At 70.5% G+C, this 25839-nt stretch carries 26 protein-coding genes; 13 read left to right on the forward strand and 13 right to left on the reverse strand.

Annotated features, from left to right (window positions below):
- Positions 1–63 precede the first annotated feature (63 nt).
- Together CTJ15_RS11985 and CTJ15_RS11990 are read right to left on the reverse strand one after the other, a co-directional pair.
- The gene (locus CTJ15_RS11985) at positions 64–531 is read right to left on the reverse strand and encodes a RidA family protein (RefSeq protein WP_058390175.1); all 468 of its coding nucleotides are present in this window, start codon (positions 529–531) and stop codon (positions 64–66) included.
- A gap of 74 nt (positions 532–605) precedes the next feature.
- Positions 606–2102: a hypothetical protein gene (locus CTJ15_RS11990; RefSeq protein WP_076970007.1), complete on the reverse strand. Its 1497-nt coding sequence runs from the start codon at positions 2100–2102 to the stop codon at positions 606–608.
- A 151-nt stretch (positions 2103–2253) separates the two neighbouring features.
- Between CTJ15_RS11990 and CTJ15_RS11995 the strand changes: the two genes are divergently transcribed.
- The 6 genes from CTJ15_RS11995 to CTJ15_RS12020 all read left to right on the forward strand — a co-directional run bounded on the left by CTJ15_RS11995 (position 2254) and on the right by CTJ15_RS12020 (position 6752).
- Positions 2254–2607, forward strand: a complete 354-nt coding sequence (locus CTJ15_RS11995) for an NADH:ubiquinone oxidoreductase subunit NDUFA12 (protein ID WP_019459694.1) — start codon at positions 2254–2256, stop codon at positions 2605–2607.
- A 78-nt stretch (positions 2608–2685) separates the two neighbouring features.
- Positions 2686–3207 (forward strand): outer membrane lipid asymmetry maintenance protein MlaD, encoded by a 522-nt coding sequence (gene mlaD, locus CTJ15_RS12000; RefSeq protein ID WP_075822657.1) that lies wholly within the window; start codon positions 2686–2688, stop codon positions 3205–3207.
- On the forward strand, positions 3204–3431 hold the full coding sequence (locus CTJ15_RS12005) for a hypothetical protein (RefSeq protein WP_019459696.1): 228 nt from the start codon (positions 3204–3206) through the stop codon (positions 3429–3431). The genes mlaD and CTJ15_RS12005 overlap by 4 nt, the downstream gene beginning before the upstream one ends.
- 8 nt (positions 3432–3439) lie before the next feature.
- Positions 3440–3844, forward strand: coding sequence for a DUF2155 domain-containing protein (locus CTJ15_RS12010; RefSeq protein ID WP_019459697.1), 405 nt, complete (start codon positions 3440–3442; stop codon positions 3842–3844).
- A gap of 258 nt (positions 3845–4102) precedes the next feature.
- Positions 4103–5047 (forward strand): AEC family transporter, encoded by a 945-nt coding sequence (locus tag CTJ15_RS12015; protein WP_075822658.1) that lies wholly within the window; start codon positions 4103–4105, stop codon positions 5045–5047.
- A 43-nt stretch (positions 5048–5090) separates the two neighbouring features.
- The gene (locus tag CTJ15_RS12020; RefSeq protein WP_019459699.1) at positions 5091–6752 is read left to right on the forward strand and encodes an acetolactate synthase large subunit; all 1662 of its coding nucleotides are present in this window, start codon (positions 5091–5093) and stop codon (positions 6750–6752) included.
- Between the two features lie 59 nt (positions 6753–6811).
- Here the strand turns inward: CTJ15_RS12020 and ilvC are convergent, their stop codons facing one another.
- The 4 genes from ilvC to miaA form a co-directional block, all read right to left on the reverse strand.
- Positions 6812–7828 (reverse strand): ketol-acid reductoisomerase, encoded by a 1017-nt coding sequence (ilvC, locus tag CTJ15_RS12025; protein WP_075822659.1) that lies wholly within the window; start codon positions 7826–7828, stop codon positions 6812–6814.
- A gap of 67 nt (positions 7829–7895) precedes the next feature.
- Positions 7896–8423 (reverse strand): acetolactate synthase small subunit, encoded by a 528-nt coding sequence (ilvN, locus tag CTJ15_RS12030; protein ID WP_075822660.1) that lies wholly within the window; start codon positions 8421–8423, stop codon positions 7896–7898.
- Between the two features lie 13 nt (positions 8424–8436).
- On the reverse strand, positions 8437–10230 hold the full coding sequence (locus tag CTJ15_RS12035) for an acetolactate synthase 3 large subunit (protein WP_075822661.1): 1794 nt from the start codon (positions 10228–10230) through the stop codon (positions 8437–8439).
- Positions 10231–10313: 83 nt separating this feature from the next.
- Positions 10314–11342, reverse strand: a complete 1029-nt coding sequence (gene miaA / locus CTJ15_RS12040) for a tRNA (adenosine(37)-N6)-dimethylallyltransferase MiaA (RefSeq protein ID WP_079253249.1) — start codon at positions 11340–11342, stop codon at positions 10314–10316.
- Here miaA and serB point away from each other — a divergent pair.
- The gene (gene serB / locus CTJ15_RS12045; protein WP_193009671.1) at positions 11341–12255 is read left to right on the forward strand and encodes a phosphoserine phosphatase SerB; all 915 of its coding nucleotides are present in this window, start codon (positions 11341–11343) and stop codon (positions 12253–12255) included. The two genes, miaA and serB, sit on opposite strands and share 2 nt — an antisense overlap.
- A 79-nt stretch (positions 12256–12334) precedes the next feature.
- Here the strand turns inward: serB and CTJ15_RS12050 are convergent, their stop codons facing one another.
- On the reverse strand, positions 12335–12787 hold the full coding sequence (locus CTJ15_RS12050) for a hypothetical protein (RefSeq protein ID WP_099781585.1): 453 nt from the start codon (positions 12785–12787) through the stop codon (positions 12335–12337).
- A gap of 371 nt (positions 12788–13158) precedes the next feature.
- On the opposite strand from CTJ15_RS12050, the gene CTJ15_RS12055 reads away from it, so the two are divergent.
- Positions 13159–13830 carry a carbonic anhydrase gene (locus CTJ15_RS12055; protein ID WP_075821458.1) on the forward strand — a complete coding sequence of 224 codons (672 nt, stop codon included), beginning with the start codon at positions 13159–13161 and terminating at the stop codon, positions 13828–13830.
- A gap of 80 nt (positions 13831–13910) precedes the next feature.
- Here CTJ15_RS12055 and CTJ15_RS12060 read toward each other — a convergent pair whose 3' ends face one another.
- The 4 genes from CTJ15_RS12060 to CTJ15_RS12075 form a co-directional block, all read right to left on the reverse strand.
- A complete protein-coding gene (locus CTJ15_RS12060; RefSeq protein WP_075821459.1) occupies positions 13911–15119 on the reverse strand; it encodes an acyltransferase in 1209 nt (402 codons plus the stop codon).
- 142 nt (positions 15120–15261) lie between these two features.
- Positions 15262–16407: a DegT/DnrJ/EryC1/StrS aminotransferase family protein gene (locus CTJ15_RS12065; RefSeq protein WP_075821460.1), complete on the reverse strand. Its 1146-nt coding sequence runs from the start codon at positions 16405–16407 to the stop codon at positions 15262–15264.
- A 12-nt stretch (positions 16408–16419) separates the two neighbouring features.
- Positions 16420–17430, reverse strand: a complete 1011-nt coding sequence (locus tag CTJ15_RS12070) for an NAD-dependent epimerase/dehydratase family protein (RefSeq protein WP_019459709.1) — start codon at positions 17428–17430, stop codon at positions 16420–16422.
- A 181-nt stretch (positions 17431–17611) separates the two neighbouring features.
- On the reverse strand, positions 17612–17968 hold the full coding sequence (locus tag CTJ15_RS12075) for a RidA family protein (protein ID WP_075821461.1): 357 nt from the start codon (positions 17966–17968) through the stop codon (positions 17612–17614).
- A gap of 383 nt (positions 17969–18351) precedes the next feature.
- On the opposite strand from CTJ15_RS12075, the gene CTJ15_RS12080 reads away from it, so the two are divergent.
- The 4 genes from CTJ15_RS12080 to CTJ15_RS12095 all read left to right on the forward strand — a co-directional run bounded on the left by CTJ15_RS12080 (position 18352) and on the right by CTJ15_RS12095 (position 22170).
- A complete protein-coding gene (locus tag CTJ15_RS12080; protein ID WP_075821462.1) occupies positions 18352–19425 on the forward strand; it encodes an aspartate-semialdehyde dehydrogenase in 1074 nt (357 codons plus the stop codon).
- Positions 19426–19628: 203 nt separating this feature from the next.
- Entirely contained in the window at positions 19629–20102 is a 474-nt protein-coding gene (locus CTJ15_RS12085; protein ID WP_171982279.1) for a septal ring lytic transglycosylase RlpA family protein, read from the forward strand.
- A gap of 96 nt (positions 20103–20198) precedes the next feature.
- Entirely contained in the window at positions 20199–21134 is a 936-nt protein-coding gene (locus CTJ15_RS12090) for an alpha/beta fold hydrolase (protein WP_079253248.1), read from the forward strand.
- A gap of 382 nt (positions 21135–21516) precedes the next feature.
- Positions 21517–22170 (forward strand): phosphoribosyltransferase, encoded by a 654-nt coding sequence (locus CTJ15_RS12095; protein ID WP_075821464.1) that lies wholly within the window; start codon positions 21517–21519, stop codon positions 22168–22170.
- Between the two features lie 230 nt (positions 22171–22400).
- On the opposite strand, the gene CTJ15_RS12100 is transcribed toward CTJ15_RS12095, so the two are convergent.
- Both CTJ15_RS12100 and CTJ15_RS12110 read right to left on the reverse strand, forming a co-directional pair.
- The gene (locus CTJ15_RS12100) at positions 22401–23750 is read right to left on the reverse strand and encodes a YsnF/AvaK domain-containing protein (protein WP_226946119.1); all 1350 of its coding nucleotides are present in this window, start codon (positions 23748–23750) and stop codon (positions 22401–22403) included.
- A 290-nt stretch (positions 23751–24040) separates the two neighbouring features.
- Entirely contained in the window at positions 24041–25315 is a 1275-nt protein-coding gene (locus tag CTJ15_RS12110) for a DUF445 domain-containing protein (protein ID WP_076970005.1), read from the reverse strand.
- Between the two features lie 362 nt (positions 25316–25677).
- On the opposite strand from CTJ15_RS12110, the gene CTJ15_RS24380 reads away from it, so the two are divergent.
- Positions 25678–25839, forward strand: coding sequence for a hypothetical protein (locus CTJ15_RS24380; protein ID WP_019459718.1), 162 nt, complete (start codon positions 25678–25680; stop codon positions 25837–25839).

A 25839-nucleotide genomic window follows, 5' to 3' on the forward strand; every position in this document is an offset into this window, starting at 1 on the left:
GCCAGCGCAAGCTCCCGCTGCTGCGATGCGGCGGGAAGGGTTCTCCCTGGGGGCGTCGCCGGGTCAGGCGATCTCGAACATCGCCTCGACCTCGACCGCCGCGTCGCCAGGCAGCGAGGGCACGCCGATGGTCGAGCGTGCATGGCGGCCGGCCTCACCGAAGACCTCCACCGCGAGGTCGGAGGCGCCGTTCATCACCACCGCGTGCTGGGTGAAGTCCGGCGTGCAGGCGATGAAGCCGCCCAGCCGCACCACGCGCTTCACCCGACCGAGATCGCCACCCAGCGCCGCCCGGGCCTGGGCCAGCACGTTGAGGAAGCAGGTCCGCGCCGCTTCCCGCCCCGCCTCGGGGCCGACGCCCTGGCCCAGCTTGCCGGTGACGGCGATCCTGCCCGCCTGCATGGGGATTTGGCCGGAGATCACCAGCAGCGACCCGGCGATCACCGCAGGCACGTAGTTGGCGATGGGCGTGGCGGGTTCGGGCAGGGTGAGGCCGAGCTCGCTCAGGCGGGCGTCGATCGGACCGGTCATGCACATGCTCCTCGGAAGAACCGGGGCCGTCATAGACCGCGCCGTGCCGCCCGTGAAACCGCCTTCGCCGGCCCTCAGCCCACCAGGCGCAGGCTGCGCCGCCGCGCCTTCGGGCCGGCGGGGGCCTCCAGCGGCAGCAGCGGCTGCTCGCCCGCCGCCACACCCAGCTCGGCGCCGCATTCCTCCTCGGTCGGGTCCGCCAGGGCCGGCCCCTCCAGGTACTCCAGCGCCAGCCGCCGGAAGCCCCAGTCCAGGATCGAGGTGGCCCGGGCGATCCGCGAGTCGCCCTCCACCACCCCGGCCGGGCCGAAGCGCGTATAGGCATGGGCCTGCACGAACTCCGCCAGCGGCACACCCCGGGCCAGGCCCAGCGACACGGACTGGCACAGCGCGTCCAGCACGCCCCGGAAGGCGGCGCTGTCCTTGGCCAGCGTCAGCGAGACCTCGGACAGCGTGCCGTCCGGGTGCTCGGCGGTGCGCAGCGTGACCCTGTGCCCGGCGATGGAGACCTTCCAGACCTGCCCGCGCGCCGCCGCGCGGGTCGGGGCGGGCATCGGCACCGGACGGGGCCGTTCCGAGGCGGCAACCGGCGCCGGCGCCCCGGCGTGAAGGAAAGGCTCCACAGCGGCCTGCATCGCCGCCCTCGCCTCCGGGCCGCGCGGCGCCAGCAGGGCCCCGGCCCGCGCCCCGGCGCGGCGGGCGGCGGCGGTGGGCTCCTCCCCGCCGGTGGCAGTCAGGCGGCTGGGCCCGGCCGCCGGAGCGAGACCGGCCGACTCGGCGCCGAGCAGCGCCTCCACCGCATCGGCGGGAGAAAGGGCGAAGAGCGATTCATGCCGCAGCCCGGGCGCGGCGGCGGCGGCGTCCAGCGCCTCGCGCGCGGCTTCCGCCAGTCCCGGCACCGCGCAGGCGGCGGGCGGCGGCGGCGCGAAGAGCGTCACCGGCGCACGTTCCCCCAGCATGGCGGCGCACTCGCCGCTGGCCGCCTCGGCGGCGCCACGGGTCAGGGCGGCGATGGCCTGGGCCACCTCGCGCGCCTCGCGGCTCTCGTAATCGAGTCCCAGCCCGGCCAGCAGCCCCGCGAGATCGGCGAAGCCGACCCGCAGCCGGCGGGCGCGCCCGGCGGAAAGCCCTTCCAGCGCCAGCACGGCGAGGCGGACCGCCCGTGCATAGCCGGCCGAGTCGAAACCGGCCGGAGCCTCCAGGAAAGCGGGCAGGTTCAGCACGAAGCGCGGCTCGTCGCCGGTCGAGTCGCGCCAGACGGAGGCCCCGGGGGCGCCGCGCCGCGCCAGCAACAGCGCCCGCAGCGCCTCGGCCAGCGAGCCGGCTTCCGGCAGGCCGAGCGCGGCAGCACCGGCGGCGGCGCGGCGGATCCAGGCTTCCGCCAGGGAAACCAGGGAGAGCGGGCGGGTGCCAGGACCCGCCCCAGGCATCAGGGCGGCCAGGGCGTCAGCGGCGCCGTCCTCCCAGGCCGCGGGCAGGGCCACGGCACGGGGCGGTGCGTCCGGATCCGCCTGGCCGCGGGTGCGGCGCAGCGTCACGTCGGACCACACGGTGCCTGCGAGCCTCTGCATGACTGTCCTGCCCCCGAAAGGAAATTCACGCTGGTGAAGCAACATGTGGTGACGTCCGGAGTCAACCGCCACCAGATACGGTAGGAAAAGCGTGACCTTTCACGCGCGGCGCGCGCGTGCCATATGGCGGTGCCAGGAGGCCCCAAAGCCCATGTCCATGCTCATGCGCCTGTGCTCCGGCTTCAAGGGCCGGAAGGTCGGCACCGACCGCCACGGGAACCTGTATTTCGAGAGCCGCAAGGTTGTGCCCGGCTTCAACCACACCCGCCGCTGGGTGGTCTACGCGGGCAAGCCGGAAGCCACCAACGTGCCGCCGGAATGGCACGGCTGGCTGCACCATGCCACGCCGCTGCTGGACGAGAACCGCCGCTATCCCTGGCAGCTCGACCACCAGCCGAACATGACCGGCACCGCGCTCGCCTATCGGCCGCCCGGCCATGACTACCGGGGCGGGGAGCGTCCGAAGACCGCGGGCGACTACGAGGCCTGGACCCCCGGCGCGTGATGGCGTGCCGGATGGCCGGGCCATGGCCCTCCGGGATTTCCGGGCATTCGTTCCGCCCCGTCGGATAAGGATCGTGATTTGAAGGGACGCAGCCTCGCCGAGCTCGCGGCCGGCGCCATCGTGCTGGTCGTCGCCGTGGTGTTTCTCGCCTATGCCGCCACGAATTCCGGCCGCTCCACCACCGGTACCGGAATGACGCTGAACGCGCGCTTCGACCGGATCGACGGTCTCGCCCCCGGCTCCGATGTCCGCATCGCCGGCGTGCGGGTGGGCAGCGTGACGCAGGAGCGCATCGATCCGCAGACCTTTCTGGCGGTGGTGACGATGCAGGTGGACCCAGGGCTGAAGCTGCCCGACGACACCTCCGCCGAGATCACCTCGGAAAGCCTGCTGGGGGGCAAGTACATCGCGCTGGTCCCGGGTGGCAGCGACAAGGACCTGCGGGACGGGTCGGAGATCACCATCACCCAGTCCTCCGTCAGCCTGGAGGCGTTGCTGGGCAAGTTCATCTTCTCGGTGACCCAGATGAATTCCGCCAAGCCCGAGGAGGAAGCCCCCGCCCCCGCCGGGAACGCCCCGTCAGGAGCCCGGCACCCGTGAGCGGGGGGCTGCAGCCGCCGGAGCTCTGGCCCGGCCAGGACGGCCAGCCGCTGTCCTGCCGTGACAAGCTGAAGGTGCTGGGCGAGAACCATGAGGAACTCGTCCAGGTCCTCCGGGATGCCTTCGAGGATGCGGTGCTGATGGGGGTGGACGAGGTGGCAATGCGCCGGCTGCTGCACGGGGTGGTGGATGCCCTGCCCTCGCCCCGCCGCCCGGGGGCATGAGCGCGCCGATGCGGGTTGCCCTCCTTCCCACGCTGCTTCTCGCCGGCATGCTGCTGCCAGCCGCCCCCCTGCCCTTCAGCCGGGGGGATGCGCGGGCGCAGGAATCCGCCAACTGGATCCCCGGCAAGACCGCGAAGCTCCAGGCGCTCGACAAGGTGACCGCCCAGGTCACCGTGCTGGACGCGGCGGTGAACAGGCCGACGAAGTTCGGCACGCTCAGCATCACGGTCCTCGCCTGCGACTACCACCCGCCCGACGAGGTGCCGGACGCGGCGGCCTTCATCGAGGTGCGGGATACGCTGGCCCCCAAGGATGCGCCACCGGCCTTCCGGGGCTGGATGCTGGCGAATGCCCCGGCCGTGAACATGCTGGAACACCCGGTCTACGACCTCCGCATCCTGGAGTGCCGCTAGGACAGGTTGCCGCGGCACGGCAACGGACGCTCCACTCTTCCGGAAACCGCGCCGTGGCTGAACGGCGGGCGGCGGAAGAGCGCGCATGTCGCCTGCCGCCTGTACACTGACATCATACAGACAGGTCGCGCGAGCTTGCATGGGTCCGGGGTGTCAGGAGCGGCCGAAATGGCGTTCCCTGCACGCGTCTTCCAAGGACCAGCCGAGCGGGGCGCCTGACGCCCGGCACCGACCGGCCCGGAACCAGGAGTTCCGACCATGCTCGACACCATCGTCGCCGCGCTGCTGCCCATCGTCATCACGCTGATGCTGGGCTTCGCCGCCGGCTGGCACCATGACTTCGACGCGAAGCAGGCCTCCGTCCTCAACCGCATGGTGATGCTCTACGCCCTGCCACTGAGCCTCTTCGCCGGCATGGTCGGCACGCCGCGCGACCAGATCCTCGCCCAGGGGCCGCTCGCGCTCGCGATCCTCCTCGGCATGGCGGGCGGCTATCTCGTCGCCTTCCTTGTCATGCGTTACCTGTTGCGACAGGAGATCGGCACGGCGGCTTTGCGCGCCCTGGCCATCGCCGGCCCCGCCGTTCCGTTTGTTGGCGTGCCGGTGCTGGGGCAACTCTTCGGGGCGGTCAGCGCCATTCCCATCGCCGTGGCCGGCCTGGTGATGAACCTGATCCAGGTGCCCGCAACCCTCATGCTGCTCTCGGCCAGCACGGCCTCGCGCAACGCCGCCACCCAGGGCCAGCCGGCCTCGGTCATGAGCCACGTCACCCATGCGCTGCGCGAGCCCGTGGTCTGGGCGCCGCTGCTCGCCCTGGTGATCGTGCTGCTGGACTTCCCCTTCCCCGCCTCGCTGCGGGATTCCCTTCAGCTCCTGGGCCGCTCCACCGGCGGCGTCGCGCTCTTCGCCTCGGGCATCGTGCTCTGGTCCCGCAGCGTCTCCCTCAGCGCGCCGGTCGGGCTGCTGGTGCTGCTGCGCAACATCGTCATGCCCGCCGCCGTGCTCGGCTATGCCATGCTGGTCGGACTGCCGCCGGACACGCTGCGCGAATCCGTGGTCACCATGGCCATCCCGGCCGCGTCGATCATCGTGATCCTGGCCGTGCAGTACCAGGTGGCCGAACAGGAAATGGCCTCCACCCTCTTCTTCAGCACCTTGCTCTCGGTGCTGACCATGGGCGCGTTCATCTGGCTCACGCGCTGAGCGCGCCGCCGCCTTCCCTTTTTCCACAAGGAGTCATGGCGCAATGAGCACTGAAACACGCACGGTCGCCGAACTGGCGATCTCCTGCCTCGAAGCCGAGGGAGTCGAGTACCTGTTCGGCATCCCAGGCGAGGAGAACATCCGCCTGGTCGATGCCACGGCCGGATCGAAGATCCGCTTCATCCTCGTGCGGCACGAGCAGGCAGCCTCCTTCATGGCCGACATCTACGGCCGCCTCACCGGCAAGGCGGGCGTCTGCACCGCGACGCTCGGCCCCGGCGCGATCAACCTGCTGCTGGGCGTCGCGGACGCGCAGACGGACAGCACGCCGCTGGTCGCCATCTCCGCCCAGGTCGGGCTGAACCGGATCTACAAGGAGTCGCACCAGATCGTGGATCTGGTCTCCATGTTCAGGCCGGTCACCAAATGGGCCGACATGCTGCTGACCCCTGATGCGGTGCCGGAGATGGTCCGCAAGGCCTTCGACCTGGCGCAGCAGGAACGGCCCGGCGCCACCTACATCGCCATCCCGGAGGATGTGGAGGCGGCCACGGTGCCGGCGGAGGCGAAGCCGCTCACCGCCCGCCCCTACCACGCCGCCGGGCCGGACGAGGACAAGGTGGCGAAGGCCGCAGCGCTGATCCGCGCGGCGAAGCGCCCGGTGATGCTGGCGGGCCATGGCGTGGCACGGGCCGGTGCCTCGGCGGCGCTGACGCGGCTGGCGGAACAGCTCAACATGCCCGTGGCCACGACCTTCATGGCCAAGGGGGTGATCTCCGACCGGCATCCCAACGCGCTCGGCGTCATCGGCTTCATGCGGCACGACTACGAGAACTTCGCCTTCGACGAAGCGGACCTGATCCTCTCCATCGGCTACGAACTGCAGGAATTCGCGCCGGTGCGGATCAACCCGAAGCATGACAAGACCATCCTGCATGTCCACCGCTTCGCCGCGGAGACGGATGCCGCCTATCCCGTCGCGGTCAGCATCGAGGCGGACATCCCGCGTGCCATCGCCGCCCTGTCGGAGGCCTTCCGCGGCGGGGCGGTGCCGGCCAGCCATCCCGCGCCGAAGATCCGCGCCCTGCGGGACGGGGAGCTGAGCGCGCATGAGGCGGATGACAGCTTCCCGCTGAAGCCGCAGCGGGTGATCGGCGACATGCGGAAGGCACTGGACGACGAGGACATCGTCCTGGCCGACACGGGCGCCATCAAGATGTGGATGGCCCGGCTCTACCCCACCTACGAGCCACTGACCTGCCTGATCTCGAACGGGCTCTCCACCATGGCCTGGACGCTGCCCGGCGCCCTGGCGGCGGCGCTGGCCAGGCCGGGCAGGAAGGTCCTGGCGGCGATGGGCGACGGTTCCTTCATGATGAACTCGCAGGAGATCGAGACGGCGCTGCGGGAGAAGATCCCGCTGAAGGTGCTGATCTGGGAAGACGGTTCCTACGGCCTCATCAAGTGGAAGATGGACATGGAACTCGGCCACCACCGGGACGTGGACTTCAACAACCCGGATTTCGTGAAATATGCGGAGAGCTTCGGCGCGAAGGGCTACCGCATCGGCGCGGCGGCGGAGCTGCTGCCCACGCTGCGGAAGGCGCTGGCGGAGGATGGAGTCTCCGTCATCACCTGCCCGGTGGACTATTCAGAGAACATGAAGCTCACCGACCGGCTGGGGGAGCTGACCATCGCCCTCTGACGGCCTCCGCAAAGGGAAAGGGCCCCGGGATCGCTCCCGGGGCCCTTTCTGCGTCGGGCTCAGTTCTTGGCCTTGTCGACCAGCTTGCCCTTGGTGATCCAGGGCATCATGGCGCGCAGCTTCTCGCCCACCGCCTCGATCTGGTGCTCGTTGTTGCGGCGGCGGGTGGCCTTGAAGGAGGCCTGGTTGACCTTGTTCTCCAGCATCCAGTCACGGGTGAACTTGCCGCTCTGGATGTCGGTCAGGACGCGCTTCATCTCCGCCTTGGTCTCCGGCGTGATGATGCGCGGGCCGGTCACGTACTCGCCATACTCCGCGGTGTTGGAGATGGAGTAGTTCATGTTGGCGATGCCGCCCTCATAGATGAGGTCGACGATCAGCTTCACCTCGTGCAGGCACTCGAAATAGGCCATCTCGGGGGCATAGCCCGCCTCGACCAGCGTCTCGAAGCCGGCGCGGATCAGCTCGACCAGGCCGCCGCAGAGCACGGCCTGCTCGCCGAACAGGTCGGTCTCGCACTCCTCCTTGAAGGTCGTCTCGATGATGCCCGAGCGGCCGCCGCCGACGGCACAGGCATAGGAGAGCGCGATCTCCAGCGCGTTGCCCGAGGGGTTCTGGTGCATGGCCACGAGGCAGGGCACGCCGCCGCCCTTCTGGTACTCGCCGCGCACGGTATGGCCGGGGCCCTTCGGCGCGATCATGAACACGTCGATGTCGGCGCGCGGCTCGATCAGGTTGAAGTGGATGTTCAGCCCGTGCGCGAAGGCCAGCGCCGCACCCTCGCGCATGTTCTCGTGCAGGTGGTCGCGGTACAGGTCGCCCTGGCCCTCGTCGGGGGTCAGCACCATCACCAGATCGGCCCACTTGGCGGCCTCGGCGGGGCTCATGACCTTGAAGCCGGCGGCCTCGGCCTTCTGGGCGGAGCCGCCCGGGCGCAGGCCGATCACGACCTCCTTCACGCCGGAATCGCGCATGTTCATGGCATGGGCATGGCCCTGGCTGCCGAAGCCGATCACCGCGACCTTGCGGTTCTTGATCAGGCCCACATCCGCGTCACGGTCGTAATACACGCGCATATCCGCGCACTCCCTCAGGGGTTGGACAAAAATTCGGGGCGGGCCAGGGCCTTGCCCGGCCGCCGGTTCAGGTGGCGAGGCTCCGCGTGCCGCGCGCGATGCCAACCGCGCCGGTGCGCGACACCTCGGCGAGACCGAGAGGGCGCATCAGCTCGATGAAGGCGTCGATCTTCTCGGCGGCGCCGGTCATCTCGAAGACGAAGCTGCCGACGGTCGCATCCACCACGCGGGCGCGGAAGGCATCGGCGAGGCGCAGTGCCTCCATCCGGTGTTCGCCATGGCCGACGACCTTGATCAGCGCCAGCTCCCGCGTCAGGTGCGGCCCCTCCAGCGTCAGGTCGGCGACGCGGTGGACGGGGACGAGGCGGTCGAGCTGCGCCTTGATCTGCTCGATCACCATGTCCGTGCCGGAGGTGACGACGGTGATGCGCGACAGGCGCTTGCCGTCATCGACCGGCGCCACGGTCAGGCTCTCGATGTTGTAGCCGCGGCCGGAGAAGAGGCCGATGACGCGGGCGAGCACGCCTGCCTCGTTCTCCACCAGCACCGCGATGGTGGCCGTGCGCTGCAAGGGCGCCCTGTTCAGGTCGGACATGTCGGCGCGCCTCTCAGACCAGGACCTTGCCTTCGTCGGTGACGCCGGCGACGCCCCCCTGCTGGCCCGGGCCCAGGATCATCTCGTTGTGCGCGGCGCCGGAGGGGATCATCGGGAAGACGTTCTCCTTCGGGTCCACGGCGATGTCGGCGATCACCGGGCCGGGATGGGCGATCATCTCGCGGATCACGTCGTCCAGTTCATCGGCCTTCGTGGCGCGCAGCCCCTTGGCGTGGAAGCTCTCGGCCAGCTTCACGAAATCCGGCAGGGCGTCGGAATAGCTCTCCGAGTAGCGGCCGCCATGGAGCAGCTCCTGCCACTGCCGCACCATGCCCATGTACTCGTTGTTCAGGATGAAGACCTTCACCGGCAGGCGGTACTGCGCCAGCGTGCCCATCTCCTGGATGTTCATCAGGATCGAGGCCTCGCCCGCGATGTCGATCACCAGCGCGTCCGGATGCGCGACCTGCACGCCCGAGGCCGCCGGCAGGCCGTAGCCCATGGTGCCGAGCCCACCCGAGGTCATCCAGCGGTTCGGCTTCTCGAAGCCGAAATACTGCGCGGCCCACATCTGGTGCTGTCCGACCTCGGTGGTGATGAAGGTGTCGCGTCCGGTCTCCAGCGTCAGCTCGTAGAGACGCCGCACCGCGTGCTGCGGCTTGATGACCGAGCCCGCCTGTTCGTAGCGCAGGCACCTCGTCTCGCGCCAGGCGTCGATCTGGCGCCACCAGGCGGCCAGCGCCTCGCGGTCCTGCGGGCGCTCATCAGCCTTCCAGGCCTCGCTCAGCGCGCGCAGCACCGCGGCGGCATCGCCCACGATGGGCACGTCCACCGCCACGTTCTTGTTGATGTTGGACGGGTCGATATCGGCGTGGATCTTCTTCGCGCCGGGGCAGAAGGCGTTCAGCCGCCCGGTCACACGGTCGTCGAAGCGGGCGCCGATGTTCAGCAGCACGTCGCAGCCATGCATGGCAAGGTTCGCCTCGAAGGTCCCATGCATGCCCAGCATGCCCAGGAACTGCGGGTCGCTGGCCGGGTAGCTGCCCAGCCCCATCAGCGTGTTGGTGATGGGAAAGCCCGTCTCGCGCACGAAGCGCGTCAGCAGCTCGCTGGCCTCAGGGCCGGCATTGATGATGCCGCCGCCGGTATAGACCATCGGCCGCCTGGCGCCCTTCAGCAGCGCCACGGCCTCGCGGATGCTTTCCACCGAGGGCTCGGTCTGCGGGCGGTAGGAGCGGTGCGGTGCGGTCGGGGCCGGGGTGTAGCGGCCCTTGGCGATCAGGATGTCCTTCGGGAGGTCGATCACCACCGGGCCGGGACGGCCGGAACGTGCGATGTGGAAGGCGTCGTGCACCGTCGGCGCCAGGTCCTCCATCCGCTTGACCAGGTAGTTGTGCTTGGTCGCCGGGCGGGTGATGCCGGTGGTGTCGGCCTCCTGGAAGGCGTCGTTGCCGATCAGATGCGTCGGCACCTGCCCGGTCAGGCAGACAATCGGGATGGAATCCAGCAGCGCGTCCACCAGGCCGGTCACGGCGTTGGTGGCGCCGGGGCCGGAGGTCACCAGCACGCAGCCCACCTTGCCGGTGGAACGGGCATAGCCCTCCGCCGCATGCACGGCGGCCTGCTCGTGCCGCACCAGCACGTGCCGGATCGCGTTCTGCTGGAAGATCGCGTCGTAGATCGGAAGGACGGCGCCCCCCGGATAGCCGAAGATGACCTCGACGCCCTGATCCTTCAGCGCGCGCAGGACGATCTCGGCGCCGTTCATCACATCGGCGTCGGAGGCGGCGGGAAGGGTGGCGGACATCGGCGAGGTTCCGTTTCCTTAGAACTGGCTCCGCGCAAGGGAACAGCGCGGAGCGGCCCATCTAGGGGGCATGCTGTGCTGCGTCAACGGGCAGAATCAACAAACGATATTATTTGCGTCTGAAGACTTTCCGAAAATTGCGCTGAACCGGTGAAGCGAGCACGGATCGTATGCGGCACGCTCGGGTCAGCCCCCCGCCCAGCGGGCATCGCGAGATCGTGGTGGCGGAACCAGGTCGCCTGCCGCTTGGTGTACTGGCCGATGGCCAGGCAGGCGCGGCGCCCCGCTTCCTCCATCGACATCTCCCCGCGCAACACGCCGCCGAGTTCCGGCACGCCATGCGCGCGCATGGCCGGCAGGGCCGGGTCGAGCCCGCGCGCCAGCAGCGCCCGCACCTCCTCCATGGCGCCCAGATCCAGCATGGTGGACCAGCGCCGCCGGATGGCCTCCCGCAACTCCTCGCGCGGCGGGTCGAGCAGGACCGGCAGCACCGGCCGCTCCGGCGGCGGGTCGGGGATGGGCACGGCCTGCCACGCCGCCAGCCCGCGCCCGGTGCCACGCCAGACCTCCCAGGCCCGGGCGATGCGCTGGCTGTCGCCCGGGCGGAGGCGCGCGGCGGTGTCCGGATCAGCCGCGGCCAGCCTCCCGTGCAGCGCCTCCGGTCCCAGTTCCGCCAGGAGGGCGCGCGCCTCCTCGCGGGCCGCTTCCGGCACCCGTGGCACCGGCGCCAGCCCCCGCAGCAGGGCCTGGAAATACAGACCGGTCCCGCCGCAGAGGATCGGCACGAGCCCCGCCGCCGCGACCTCCGCGATGGCGCGCTCCGCCTCGCCCCGCCACCAGGCGGCGCTGGCTGCCTCCGCCGCGTCGCGGATGCCGTAGAGGCGGTGGGGCGCCTGGGCCTCCTCCTCCGGCGCCGGGCGGGCGGTGAGGATGCGGAGGTCGCGATAGACCTGCATGCTATCCGCATTCAGCACCGCGCCGCCGACCTGCCGGGCGATGGCGAGGGCGAGGGCCGACTTGCCGCTGGCGGTCGGGCCGGCGATCAGCAGGAGGGGTGGTTGCCGCATCGGGATGGCCTGGGCCCAGGTGGTGAAATATGGTCCCGCCAGCATGTCGCATGTCCTGACCCTGATCGCAGCCCCCGCTTCCGTGGCGGAAGCGGCGCTATCCCCCTCGCTCCTGCCCGCCATGGCCGATACGCTGCGCGCGCTCGGCGCGGAAACCGGGCGTCCCGAATGGCTGGCGGAGCGGGAGGCGGTGGACCTCCCCTTCTCCGGCATCGCGCCGGACCAGGCCTCGGCCGCCGCCCGCGCGGCGCTGGTGGAGCGCCCGGTCGATGCCATCGCCCAGCCGGCGGAAGGTCGGCGCAAGCGCCTGCTCGTCGCCGACATGGACAGCACCATCGTCACCAGCGAGACGCTGGACGAGCTGGCCGCCTATGCGGGCATGGGCGAGAAGGTCGCCGCCATTACGAAGCGCAGCATGAATGGCGAGATCGACTTCGCCACCTCCCTGCGGGAGCGCGTGGCGCTGCTGCAGGGGCTGCCGGTCGAGGCGCTGGAGGCCACCTGGGCCAAGACGCATCTCATGCCGGGGGCGCGCGCCCTGGTCCGGACCATGGTGGCGAACGGGGCGCACTGCGCGCTGGCCTCCGGCGGCTTCACCTGGTTCACCGCCCGCGTCGCGACGCTCTGCGGCTTCACCACGCATCACGCCAATATCCTGCTCGATGACGGCCGGCACCTGCTCGGCAGGGTCGAGGAACCGGTGTTCGACCGGGATGCGAAGCTCACCATCCTCACCCGCCTCGCCAGCGAGAACGGCCTCTCCATGGCCGAGACGCTGGCGGTGGGCGACGGTGCCAACGACCTCGCGATGATCGGCGCGGCGGGGCTCGGCGTGGCCTACCACGCCAAGCCGGTGGTCGCGGCGGCGGCGCGGGCCCGGGTGGAACATGGCGACTTGCGCGCCGTGCTCTATGCCCAGGGCTACAAGGCCACGGAGATCCTGCCGGACGAGGGCTGACCTCCCTCCCCCGCTGCGCGCGGGGGCATCGTCCCGGCACCCGCCGCCCGTGCGGGAAATGCCGGAACGGGACGGGTGCCTACCGCATCACCTGGCGCAGGCTGCCATCCGGCGCGCGCTCGAAGACGCCGCCGCCGCCCAGGAAGGCCCCGTTCGTGTTGCTGGTGCTCCGGCGGGCATCGGGTCCGCCGATCACCACGCCGGTCGGTTGCGAGGCATCCGCCATGGGTGAGCCTGACCCGGCCTGATGCCGCGACTGCCTCCCACCTTGCATGGAGCGGGGCCGCACGGGGCCGGTGCCCGGCCCGCCCCGTGCATTGTCCGCGCTGCGGCTGTCATCGCGCGGTGTCGCGCCGCGCGTGGCCCGGCTGACCGGCTCGTTCGGGTTGGGCGCCACGTCCGAGGCACCACGATTGGAGCGGCTGTCGTTCAGGGGCGTGGAGCCCGGGCTGAACTGGCTGGTCGGAACCTGCGCCTGTGCCAGCGTGGGCAGGAAGGCTGGGCCAGTCCCGATGGCCAGGCCCAGGGCCAAGGTCGCGAAGCATGTACGGATCGTGTTCCTTATCCTCGCCTGGAGAACAATCGGCCCAGTCAACACCACGCCCTGCATGGGGCTTCGTGGAATTTCCCGGTCCGGAGGCGGGTGAAGGCACGGTTTCACCACGCCTTGCAGCACCGGCGAAACGAAGTGTTGCCCGTCCGCCCGGGCCATCCGGACCGGCTTCCGCCATTCCGGTGCGGGCCGGGCCAAGCGGCTGACGAGATGGGTTTTTCCTCCTGTCCGCCCGGCCTCACGGGAAATCTATGTTGCAGCGCGGTAACTCCTGGCCCAGTGGGCCGCATCGGACATGACGAAATGCTCATGCGTGCGTTCATGTTCCTCCTCGCAACAGGAGCCTTCCGATGCAGAGTTCCGTGATCAGCAGCGCCTCACGCTTCCGCACCGAGGTTTTCCCGCGCCGCGGCGACCTCTACCGTCATTTGGCGCAGAACGGGCAGCAGCCGAAGGCCCTGGTGATCTCCTGTGCCGACAGCCGCGTGATCCCGGAGGAGATCATGCAGTCCGGCCCGGGCGAGATCTTCGTCTGCCGCAACGCCGGGAACATCGTGCCGCCCACGGCACAGTTCACCGGCGGGGTTTCCGCCTCGATCGAGTATGCAGTCGTGGTGCTGGGCGTGCGCGACATCGTCATCTGTGGCCATTCCGACTGCGGGGCCATGAAGGCCCTGTTGCAGCCGGATTCCCTGAAGACCATGCCGAACGTGCAGGCCTGGCTGCGCCATGCCGATGCGGCACGCTGCGTCGTCTGCGAGTCCTATCCGGATCTGGAAAGCAAGGCGGCGGCTCGCGCCCTGGCCATGGAGAACGTGGCCTTGCAGCTCAACCACCTGCGTACCCATGCTTCCGTCGCCGCCCGCCTGGCCCGGGGCGAGATGACGCTGCATGGGTGGTTCTTCGACCTGGAGACCGGCGGCCTGCTCGCTCTGGATGGGAAGGAGGAGCGGTTCGTGGAGGTCGCCGAGGGAGCGGAGATGCCCGTGGCCGTGACGGCCGCGGAACGCCGCGTGGCATAGGCCCGACCGGAAGGTCGGCCAAGGGGACTATCCGGCTCCTCCGTGGGCGGCCGGGGCGGTTGCCGGCGCCGGAAACCGCTTCAGGCCGCCTGCCCCGGGACGGGCCGTTCTTCCGGTGCGATCGCCGGGGCCGCCCGTCCGCCCTGCCCCGCCACCAGCCGGGCGAAGAAGCGCCGTCCCGGCATCTCCACCAGGCGATAGGTCAGCAGGGCCAGCAGTACCGTCACAACCAGCAGCCCGGCGGAAACGAGGTCCATCAGCCAAGGGTTGCCGAAATCGAGCCCGACCAGCACGCGCCCATCCGCCGTCCGCCAGGTGCCGAGCAGGGAAAGGTCCGTCCGGTTCTGAAGCACTGAGAGTGCTTTGGCCGTGGCATCGAAGACCGGGAAATGCACGAGGTAGATCGAGTAGGACAGCACCCCCAGCAGCACCAGCGGCGCGCTGCGCAGCAGCCGCGACACCACGCCATGTTCCCCGGCGAAGAGGCAGACGAGCAGGGCGAAGAACGGTGCCGCCAGGAAGGCCAGGGTGTCCTGGGCGAAGACCAGGAAGACGGCCATCAGCACCACCGCCCCGATCTCCAGGGCGTCGTGGAGGCGCGGCGCCAGGGGTGGTGCCTCCCAACGGCTCCAGGCTGCATGGGCCAGGCAGCCCAGAAAGAACCCTCCGAGGCAGCGGAACAGGCCGAAATCATAGGAGACGTTCAGGTCCCGTGGCGTGAAGGCCAGCAGCACGGCCATCGAGCCCACCACCATCGCGATGGCGAAGCCGGTGAAGGCGCGGCGGAAACCCAGCATCCCGGCGGCGAAAGCCAGATAGGCCGCCATCTCCACGCTGATGGACCAGCTCGGGATGTTCCAGGCATCGATCCGCAGGAAGCCCAGGGAATGCACCAGCAAAGCATTGGGCAGGATCAGCGAGGCCGCCGTCCGGCCGGTGAAGGCGGCGTTCTCCACCCCCTCGGCACCATGGGACAGCCGGAGCTTCACCAGTTCCAGTCCGATCAGTGCCAGCAGCACGAAGACATGCAAGGGCCAGACGCGGCCGATGCGCCGGATCAGGAAGTCCCGCGCCGAGGCCGGGCCGTCCAGCCGCGCGCCATAGGCCTGGGCCATGACGAAGCCGCTCAGCACGAAGAAGAAATCGACGAAAAGGAAGGCGTGGGCGCCGAAGGACGAGGCCACGTAGTGCCCGCGCACCGTGAAGTGGAAGAGCGCGACCATCAGCGCGCAGATCCCGCGCCAGCTGTCGAGGACGACGAAGCGCCGTCCCGTTCCCCCCTGCGGCATTCCTTCCCCCCGTTCCTATCCGGTGCGGCGTTTCCGTCGCGAAGACAATATCCAGATATGGAGCGGATTTACAGTTTTTGATACATTACAAGAGAGTCATGCCCGGCGGAGGCCTGCCCTCCGCCGGGGGCCCGGCGGACGGTCAAAGATCCCGCAGCGCGCCGCAGACGCGCTCGACCTGTGCATCGGTGAGCTCCGGAAACATCGGCAGGCTCAGCACCTCGCGCGCCGTGGCCTCGGTCTCGGCGCAGCGTGCCGGGCCCAGGGCGATGCGGCCGCGATAGGCGGGTTGCAGATGCACGGGCACGGGATAATGGATGCCCGTGCCGATCCCCTGCGCCCGCAGCCGGCCCTGCAGCAGGTCGCGCTCCGCGCTTCGCAGCACATACTGGTGGAAGACATGCGTGGCACCCTCGCGCCGCAGCGGCGGTGTCAGCGAGCCGCCTTCCAGCGCCGCGTCATAGGCCCCGGCGATCTCCCGCCGGCGGGCATTGCCGGCGTCCAGCCGCGGCAGGCGCGCGCGCAGGATGGCGGCCTGCACCTCGTCCAGCCGGGAGTTCACGCCCGCGAGGTCGGAGACGTAGCGGGAGCGCCAGCCATACTGCCGGATCGCCCCGATCTTCTCGGCGAGCTGCGGATCGGCGGTGGCGATCACGCCCCCATCGCCCAGCGCCCCGAGATTCTTGGTGGGATAGAGGCTGAAGGCCGCGGCGTCCCCGATCGTGCCCAGCCGGCGCCCGCCCAGCGTCGCGCCATGGGCCTGGGCACAGTCCTCGATCAGCACCACGCCGGCGGCGCGGCAGGCTTCCAGCATCGGGGCGAGGTCGCAGGCCTGTCCATAGAGATGCACGGCGATGGCGGCACGGATCGGCGGCAGGCCAGGCGGCGGCTCCTCCAGCACGGCCACCAGCTCGTCCGCATCCATGGTGTAGGTGTCGGGGTCGATATCGAGCAGCAGCGGCGTCGCGCCGGCCATCTCGATCGCCGCCACGGTGGCGACGGCGGTGTGCGACACGGTGGCGACGGTGCAGCCCTCGCCGATGCCCAGGCCGCGCAGAATCAGCGCCAGCGCGTCGGTGCCGTTGGCGCAGCCGATCGCATGCTGCGCCGCGCCCTGCCCGCGCCCGAGCCAGGTAGCGAACTCGCTCTCGAAGCCCTTGCCCTCCTGCCCCAGGATGTACCAGCCGGATTCGAGCGCGCGCATCACCGCCGCGTCGATCTCCGCCTTCTGCGCGCGGTAGCCGGCGCCGGGATCGGCCTGCGGAACCAGGAGGTCGGGCACGTTCATCCGGGGTCTTCCTCAGATGCGATCAGGTTGGACGTAGTCGGCGAGGCGCGGCCGGAACCATTCGACGCTGCGGCGCAGCCCTTCGGCCAGGGGCACACGCGGGGCCCAGCCCGTCGCTTCCCGGAACGCGCGGTCGTCGGCATGGTAGGACCCGATATCGATGGCCGCCCGGTCGGGCGGAAAGGAGCGGATCTCGTAGCTCCCCTGCCCGGCGGCGTCCACCAGAAGCTCCGCCAGCCGGAGCAGCGAGACCGGGGCGTCGCCGCCGAGGTTGAAGGCCCGCCCGGCGCAACGCTCCGGCGCCGGTCCCAGCAGGGTCTCCGCCGCCGCCAGGAAGGCCGCCACCACGTCCTCGGCATAGGCGAGGTCGCGCAGCTGCTCGCCACCCCAGACCTCGAAGGGCTCGCCCTCCAGCACCCGGCGGATCCAGATGCCGAGGAAGGTCTGTCGCGCATCGCGGATGCGCAGGCGCGGGCCGTAGCAGTTGGTCAGGCGCAGCGAGGCGGCCGGCCGCCCCCGCACGCGGCTTTCCAGCAGCCAGTACTGCTCGCCGGCGAACTTGGAGACACCGTTGGCGTCGGGCGGCACGATCGGGTGCTTCTCGTCCACCGGCAGATATTGCGGGCGGCCGTAGAACTGGCGGGTCGAGGCGTGCACCACCACGGCCCGGGGCGCGGTCTGGCGCAGCGTCTCGATCAGGCGGAGCTGCGCCGTGGCGTTGATCTCCAGGTCCGGCAGCGGCTCGTTCATGCTGCCGGCATGGGAGGTCTGGGCAGCGCAGTTGAACAGCGCGTCCGCCCCGCGCAGGGCGCCCTCCAGGTCCAGCGCCGGATCGCGCAGATCGCCTCGCAGCAGCCGGGCGCCGCTTCCCTCCAGGTTGCCTGGATGCGCGCCCATCCCGGGCAGCATCGCGTCGATGGCCAGGACTTCCGCCCCCGCAGCGGACAGGGCATGGCAGAGACTGGCACCCAGGAAACCGGCTCCGCCGGTCACCACGGCGCGCCGGCCGCGCCAGGGGTCCATGGCGCTCATGGCCAGGGCCTCGCCCGGCGGCGTGGCAGGACGGCCGGATGAGGCCCGGCGGGATGGCGGCGAAGCGGCATGTCTTGGCGATCCTTCTCCCACCCCATGGCGAGGTGTTGGCAGGGTCCTGGCATGATTGGGGCGGCCCGGAGCGAAAGGAGCCGCCGCCGAACCGGAAGCGTCAGGTGGCCGGCGCCAGGGCGACGCCGGTGATCTCCACCTTCCACCGCGGATCGACCAGCGGCGCCTGGATCGTCATGCGCGCCGGCTTGGCCGCCGGGTCGAGCCAGCGGTCCCAGGCCCGGTTCATGGCCGGGGCATCGGCGATGTCCGCCAGCACCACGGTGATGGACAGCAGTGCCCGCTTGTCGGTCCCGGCCTCGGCCAGCAGCGCATCGATCTGCGCCAGGATGTCGGCGGTCTGCCCCTCGGCATCGAGCGCGGCATCGTCCGCCACCTGTCCCGCCAGAAAGATCAGCCCGCCGCCGATGGTGGCGCCGGACAGGCGGGCTTCCTCGGCCAGGCGTCGGATGGTCATGGTGGCGTGCTCCCGGCATGAATGGCGCCCCCAGCATGCGCGGGACGCGCCGGCGCGCCAGCCCCCATGGCGCGAATTCATGGCCGGGTCACACCCGACCTTGACCACCGGGGGCGGCGAGGCCGTTGCCGGGCTGCCCTGCTCCGCAAGGGACACATGGCTTTTCCGGTGGACAGTCCCGTATCGCCTCCGTAGCGTCCATGCCGTGCCCATGACCTCGCTCAAGCGCATTACGACCAAAGAGACGTCCCCCGGCGGGGCGTCCTCGGGCGTGCGCGCGGCGATCGCGGCGGCATAGCAGAACCCCCGAGGACCCCGCCGGCAGCGGCGGGGCCCCGAAACAGGCTCCCGCCCGCTGGCCTCCACACAGAGACCAGAACCCCATGAGCCTGGACCTTTCCCTCGAAGCGCCGAGCAGCGCCCCGGACCGACCCGCGGATCTCCGCGCGCCCGTGGTGGCCATCGTCGGCGCCACCGGTGCCGTCGGCGTCGAGCTGCTGAACTGCCTGGAGGCGCGGAACTTCCCCGTCGCCTCGCTGAAGCTGCTGGCTTCCCCCCGTTCCGCCGGCCAGAAGATGCGCTTCCGGGGCCAGGATCTGGTGATCGAGGCGCTCGGCCCCGACAGCTTCCAGGGCGTGGACATCGCCCTCTTCTCTGCCGGCAGCGGCGTCTCCAAGCAGTACGCCCCCGTCGCGGTCCAGGCCGGCGCGGTGGTGGTGGACAATTCCTCCGCTTTCCGCATGCGCGCCGACGTGCCGCTGGTGGTGCCTGAGGTGAATGCGGAGAGCATGGTGAGCCATGCCGGCATCATCGCCAACCCGAATTGCGTCGCCGCCATCGCCACCGTGGCGCTCGCCCCGCTTCACCGCGCCCATCCGATCCGCCGCCTGACCGCCGCGACCTACCAGGCCGCCTCGGGCGCCGGCGCCGCGGCGATGGAGGAGCTGCGCCAGTCCACCGCCGCCTATCTGCGTGGCGAGGGTTTCGAGCCCAAGGTCCTGCCGCACCCCTATGCCTTCAACCTCTTCAGCCACAATGCGGAGATGGACGAGGAGAGCGGCTACAACGGCGAGGAGCAGAAGGTCGTGGCGGAAACCCGCCGCATCCTCGGCACGCCGGACCTGCCGGTCGGCATCACCTGCATCCGCGTGCCGGTGCTGCGCGCCCATGCCATGGCGCTGCATGTCGAGTTCGGCGAGGTGGTGACGCCGGAGGAAGCCCGCGCCCTGCTCGCCGGGGCGCCGGGGCTGAAGCTGGTGGACGACCGCGCCCGCAACCACTTCCCGATGCCCTCCGAGGCCTCGGGACAGGACGACGTGCTGGTCGGCCGCATCCGCCGCGACCTGGGCGACCCGTCCGGCCGCACCCTGGCCCTCTTCGTGGCAGGCGACCAGCTCCTGAAGGGCGCCGCCCTGAATGCCGTGCAGATCGCCGAGCGCTTGCTGCGCCGTGCCTGACGGGGCCGGAGGCGGAAGGGCCCTGGCCCCTCCGCCTCCCTCCTGGTGCTCATCGGAGTTCCCGATCGGGTGAGGCGGGCGGAGAGTGCCGCCTGCTCCCTCGACCTTTCCGCCGCGCCATAGCATTCCGGACTTCGTACAATTCCGGAGTCCCGACGATGTGGAGCTGGCGTCCGTCCCCTTCCGGGCGGCGGCGATCCCTGGTGCCCGCAGCGGCACTGCTGCTGCTGCTGCTTGCCGCTCTGCCGGCCTCGGCGCAGACGGCCATGCCGGAGGGCATGCTCCCCGCCCCTGATCGCTCGGGCGCAATCCACCGGGGCGAGGCCTCGGTCTTCGCGCCGAACCTCGCCGGGCGCCGCATGGCCAGCGGCGCGCGCTTCGATCCCCAGTCCAACAGCGTGGCGAGCAGCGACCTGCCGCTCGGCGCCACCGCCCGCGTCACCAACCTGCGCAACCGCCGCAGCACGATCGTCGCGGTGCGTGACCGGTTCCCGCGCCGGGGCGACCGCATCCTCAATGTCAGCCCCATGGTGGCGCGGCAGCTCGGCATGCGGGGCAGCAGCGTCATCCGGGTGGAGGTCGCGCCCCTGGCCGTGCCGCAGGCCGATGGCGGTATCCGCATCGGCCAGGGCAGCGGCCTGTCCGGGCGCAAGGCCTATGTGACGCCAGTCCGCTGAGCCGCATGGCCCGCTGAGCCCGTGGTCCGCTGAGCCAAGGGAGGTGACACCCCGCCGCTCCGGGCCGAGGATCGTGCCGCAAGGAGGTGCCGCGCCATGACCGACGCCCGATGGATGCCCGGCTTCCGCATCGAGGATGTGGAGATCCCGCCCGGAACGCCGCATGTGCCGCCCGGGCTACGCATCCGCACTGCCACGCGCGGCACGGGCTTTCCGGTGCTACTGCTGCATGGCCATCCGCAAACGCTGGTGACGTGGCGCCATGTCGGCCCCGCACTCGCCAAGGCGGGCTATGCCGTGGTCGCCACCGACCTGCGCGGCTATGGCGATTCCGGCAAGCCGGCGGGGGGCGAGCGGCACGCGAACTACAGCAAGCGCGCCATGGCGGCGGACCAGGTGGCTGTGATGCGCGCCCTGGGGCATCGGCGCTTCGCCGTGGTCGGGCATGACCGGGGCGGGCGGGTCGCGCACCGCATGGCGCTGGACCATGCCGAGGCTGTGGAGCGCATCGCCGTCCTCGACATCGCGCCCACCGCCACGATGTACGCCCGCACGGACAAGGCATTCGCCACCCGCTATTTCTGGTGGTTCTTCCTGATCCAGCCTTACCCGTTGCCGGAGCGCATGATCGGTGCCGATCCGGAGTTCTTCCTGCGCAGGCATATCGAGGGGCAGGTGAAGATCCCCGGCGCCACGCCGGAGGCGGTGATCCAGGAATACCTCCGCCCCTACCGCGACCCGGCCACCATCCACGCCATCTGCGAGGACTACCGCGCCGCGGCCGGCATCGACCTGGAGCACGATGCCGCCGATGCCGGGAGCCGCATCCGGGCGCCGCTGCTGGCGCTCTGGGGCGGGCGCGGCACGGTCGGCGCGCTCTATGAGGTGCTGGAGACCTGGCGCGAGAAGGCGCTCGACGTGCGGGGACGGCCGCTGGACTGCGGCCATACGCCGCAGGAGGAATGCCCGGACGATACGCTGCGGGAGCTCCTGGCCTTTCTGCCGTCCCCGTCCATCGCGGCTGACCGTTAGCGCTCCACTCCCCGCTCCTGGGCGAACCGCCATGGCAACGGGGCGACGCGGCGGGGCGTTGTTTGCGGGAGAGCGGCCGTCGCCCGCGCGCCAGCCGCTGCATCGTCGCAAAGGGAGGATCGCCATGTCCCCGATCGCATCGAGCCCCGGCCCGCAGCCCGGCGGCAACCCCATCCCCGAACCCGGCCTGCCGCCCGGCACGCCCATTCCTCCCCTGCCGCCCGAGGAGCCCGCGCCGCCCATGCCGCCGGAGCCCGACGGGCCGAATCCCGGCCCTGGCCCGGATATCACCCCGCCGCCGGGTCCATCGCCTCAGGTCCCGCCTGTCACCATGTAGCCACCAGCGGCCATCGCGGCACGTGGCGCCGCTGGAGACCTCTCCATGGTTTTCCGCGACCGGCGGGATGCCGGACGGCAATTGGCGGTCCGGCTGCATGCGCTGGACTTGCCACAGCCACTCGTGCTCGCCCTGCCGCGCGGCGGGGTACCGGTGGGCTATGAAGTGGCGCAGGCATTGGGCGCACCGCTGGACCTGCTCATGGTCCGGAAGCTCCCGGCGCCGGGATTTCCGGAGTTGGCACTGGGCGCCGTTACCGACGGCAATCCGCCAGGGCGTGTGATCAACGAGGATGTCCGGCACGAACTCGGCGTGTCCGACGCGGAGATCGGCCGCATCCTCGCTGGGCAGCTCACCGAAATCGCCCGCCGACGCGCCATCTACGCACCAGGCCACTCCCTGCCCATCATCCGCGACCGCAGCGTCATCCTGGTGGATGACGGCATCGCCACCGGGGCCACGATGCGGGTGGCCCTGCAATCGCTGCAGGCTTCGGGAGCCCGGCGCCGCATCATAGCGGTGCCTGTTGCCCCGCCCGAGGTGGTCACCGCGCTGGAACCCCTCTGCGACGAGGCCGTGGTCCTGATGCAGCCGCATGTGCTGGGGGCGGTCGGCCGCTTCTACGAGGATTTCACGCAGACGGAGGATGCGGAGGTCATCGACCTGCTACGCCGCACGCACCGGGAGGCGGAGCCATGACGGAGCAGGAAACGGAGGCGCTGATCGCCCGCTGTGCGGAGCCCCTGCCGCACCAGGCGAGGAAACCGGTTTAGCGGGAAAACCATCAGGCACCGGCGGCAGGAACCAAGGACATGCGACAAGGGGCAGATCCCTGATCTGCCCCTTCCGTTCAATCCGGGCCGGAGCCTATGCCCCGGCCCCTCTTCAGGCTTCGTCCACCGGCCGGCAGTCGGCCGGGAACACCAGCGCTAGATGGGGTTGCGCGGCGGCGTGGTGGGGGTGGTGGAAGCCGGTGTCCTGCTGTCGTCCACGTCCACCTCCGTGTGGCGGACCGTATCCTTCACCGTCTCCGTGTGCTCCGTCGCGCTCTTGCGGATGACCACCTCTTCCTTCACCCGCGCCTCCTTGGCGACGACGGCCTCCTCGCCATGCTCGGTTGCCTCGATCGTGCGCTCCTCGAACATGCGGTCGGCATCGGAAACCGGCCGGTCCACCGGGCGGCGCTGCACGTCGACGTGTTCCTCGCGCAAGGTCACATCCTCGCTGACCGGCGTCTCGACGACATAGGAACGGACGCGGACACGCCCATGCTCCGTGTCACGCTTACCGATGCGGATCTGCTCCTCGACGATCGGGATGACTTCCTCGCCATTGTCCCGAGTGGTCCCCACCGCGCTGGCAGTATCCGCCGAAGGCATGGCGGCTGGCATCGTGCCCATGGTCCCCGGAGCAGTGGGGGACTGCGGGAGCGAAGTCGTGGTGTCGCCCGTTGTCAGGCCATGGGTGGTGTCGCTCCAGCCCTGGTTGCGCCACTCCGCCTCCCGGGCGTCCAGGTCGACGGCGCCATGGCTCTCGAAGACATCGGAGGCATGATCCAGAAGCTGTTCCGGTACTTCCGCCGAGACGACCACGCCGCCCCGCCGCAGGCCCTCGGTATAGGTCGCCCGCTCCTCGTCGGGGACGAAGAGGTCCTTCAGGGATGCCCAGAAACCCTTGTCGTCCGTCGGGCGGTAGTCTGACGCGGTGTCCGCGTCGACCGCGTAGACCCTGACATGGCTGCGGTCGATGCCATCATGCTGGAGCAGATGTTCGACGACCGCGTCGGCTTCCTGGCGGGTGTCGAACAGGCCGGTAAGGATGCGTGTCATGCTGGGTTTTCCTTCGTCTGCTGGTGTCGGTGTTGGGTCCTGCAAAGCGCTCCGGGCGTGGTCGGCTTCACCGGCCTCCACCCGTTCGATCGTCGCCGACTGGCTGCGGCGCGTCAGAGGGTATTCCAGGGCTTCCGTCGTACTCACATAGCGGAGCCGGACCTCCTCCTTGAGGACCAGCCGTTTCTCGACCACAAGGATTTCCTCGACGACAGGAATGACGAGGACATCGCCCTCCACCCTGCTTTCGAGCATGTGGTCCACTTCCCGCCCAATCGGGATCCGCTCCACCTCCACGCGGCGGCCGCGCAAGGTTTCCCGGACCACGTCTTGCAACGTTTCCGTCTTCAGCGACACGCGTACACGCGCTGTCTCAACGTCCTGCTTGGTGACAATGAGAGTTTCTTCAGCGACGGGTACAGCCACTGTCTCCGGTTCCTTGCCGGACATCGTGGTCTCCCTCGGGACTGCTGCCCTAACGCCTGCCCGGAGAGGGAAGTTTAGGCGGAGCTTTCTGCTTGGAATGACGCTGCCGTGATGCAGCCCGTTACTTTGGCCGGTTTTCCCGTTCCGGTTGAGGACCGACGGGTTCTTGATCCGGCATCGTCATGCTTTGCCGCGATATGTCACGATGCTTCGCGCCGGCAGGCAGCCCTGCGACGAGCAACCGTGCAGGCCGCATCCACGCCGCGGGCTATGCTGGTTTCCCCGGGGCGGGCCGCCCGCCCCCGAAGGCGCCGCTAGAAGGCCACGTATCCTGCGACGCTGCTCAGCAGCGCGAACAGCAGGCCCCCGACCAGGAAGCCGACCACCGTGCCGTTGATCCGCACGAATTGCAGGTCGCGCCCGACCCGCAGCTCGATCCGGTCCGTGACGGTCCGCGCGTCCCAGCCACTGACCACCTCGGCCACGAAGCCGGACAGGCGCTGCCGGGCGGAGGGCAGCAACGCCAGCAGCATCCGCTCCACAGCCGCGTTCACCCGGGCGCGGGCGCCGGGGTCCTCTGCCAGCACTTGGCCCGCATTGTCCAGCGCGGCCCGTGCCAGGGCCGCCAGCCGCCCGTCCGGATTGGCGGCGTCCATCTCCGCCGCCCAGCGCACCCGGTGCCAGGCATCGTCCAGCCAGCCCGCCACCACGCCATGGCGCAGGGCCGAGCGCAGCGCCTCCCCGATCTGGGCGGCGCGCTGCGGGTCGTGCTCCAGGCGGTCCAGCTCGCGCATCACCCATTCGTCGAAGGCGGCGCGTAGCCCGCTTTCCGCATTCTCGGAATTCAGCGCCTCGTCCAGCGCGCCGTTCACCGCCGTGACCACGCGCTTGGCGAGATAGGCCCCGGCGACCCAGCCGACCACGGAGCCGCCCTGGTCGCGGACGCGCTTCTCCACTTCCTCGCGCAGGGACTGCTCCTTGTTCCGCAGCACCTCGCGGATCTCGCCCAGCGCCAGGGCGAAGACGTCGCGGTGCTTGCCGCCCTCGACCAGCGTGCGCAGTGCATGGGCCAGCAGCTTCGTGGCGGCGGGGCCATCGGCGAGGCGCGGCAGGATTCGCAGCACCAGCTTCTGCGCCCTGCCCTCCTGAACATTGGCGAGCAGGCGCGGCACCGAGGCGGCGATGGCCCGCGCGGCCGGCCGCGTCGTCGCCTCGTTGGCCAGGACGTTGCGGATCACCCCGGCGAGGTCGAGCCGGGCGATGACCTTTGCCACCTCGCGCTCCGTGAAGACATGCTCCGCCACGAAGCGGCCCAGCGCAGCGCCGAGGCGCTCCTTCTGGCGCGGGATGATGGCGGTGTGCGGAATCGGCAGCCCCAGCGGATGGCGGAACAGCGCCGTGACCGCGAACCAGTCGGCGATGCCGCCCACCAGCCCGGCCTTGGCGCTGGCCTGCAGCAGGTCGGTCCACCAGCCGGGCGGCAGGGCGTAGGCCCCCACCGTCAGCGCCGCCATGACGAGCAGCAGCCCACCCGCCAGGGCCTTGTGGCGCCGCAGCCGGCGGCGCAGCTCGTCTTCGCCTGCCACCATGGAGGCTTCCGAAGGGGCGGCCGAAGGGGCGAACAAGGGTTCCGGCGGCGGGACGGTGCCCTCTCCGGCGGGGAAAGGCGATGCGGCGGCCCCGTTGCCCAGCGGGCGGGAGGTTCCGGCGGCTCCGCCTGGCTTTCCGGTTGGCGAAGAGGCCGGGCCTTCCCGGCCGGCCGCGTCAGGGTCCGTCGCCACATCGTCTGTTGCCGCAGCGTCCTGTGGCAGAGGCGAGGAAGGGGTTTCCGGCGGCCTGCCCTGGCCGGCGCGCGGCGCGGAGGGGGAAGCGGGGCTGTCCTGCATAGGGCGCGGAATTGGCGGGGACGGAAGCGCTTGTCCAGTGCTCTCAGGATGTTATGTAATAACGTATGGTCCGCCTGCCCGATCCGCTCGCCCTGTCCACTGGTGTCGTCCCGCGCCTGATCCTGGCCATCGGCCTGTCCGGGCTGCTGTGGCTGGGTGTGGCCTGGGCCATGTCCGACGAGCCTGTGCCGAGTGACATCGCCCCCGTGTCAGGGGGGCAGCCATGA

Origin of the sequence: Roseomonas sp. FDAARGOS_362 (genome assembly GCF_002754815.1) — a bacterium.
Lineage (GTDB): Bacteria > Pseudomonadota > Alphaproteobacteria > Acetobacterales > Acetobacteraceae > Roseomonas > Roseomonas mucosa.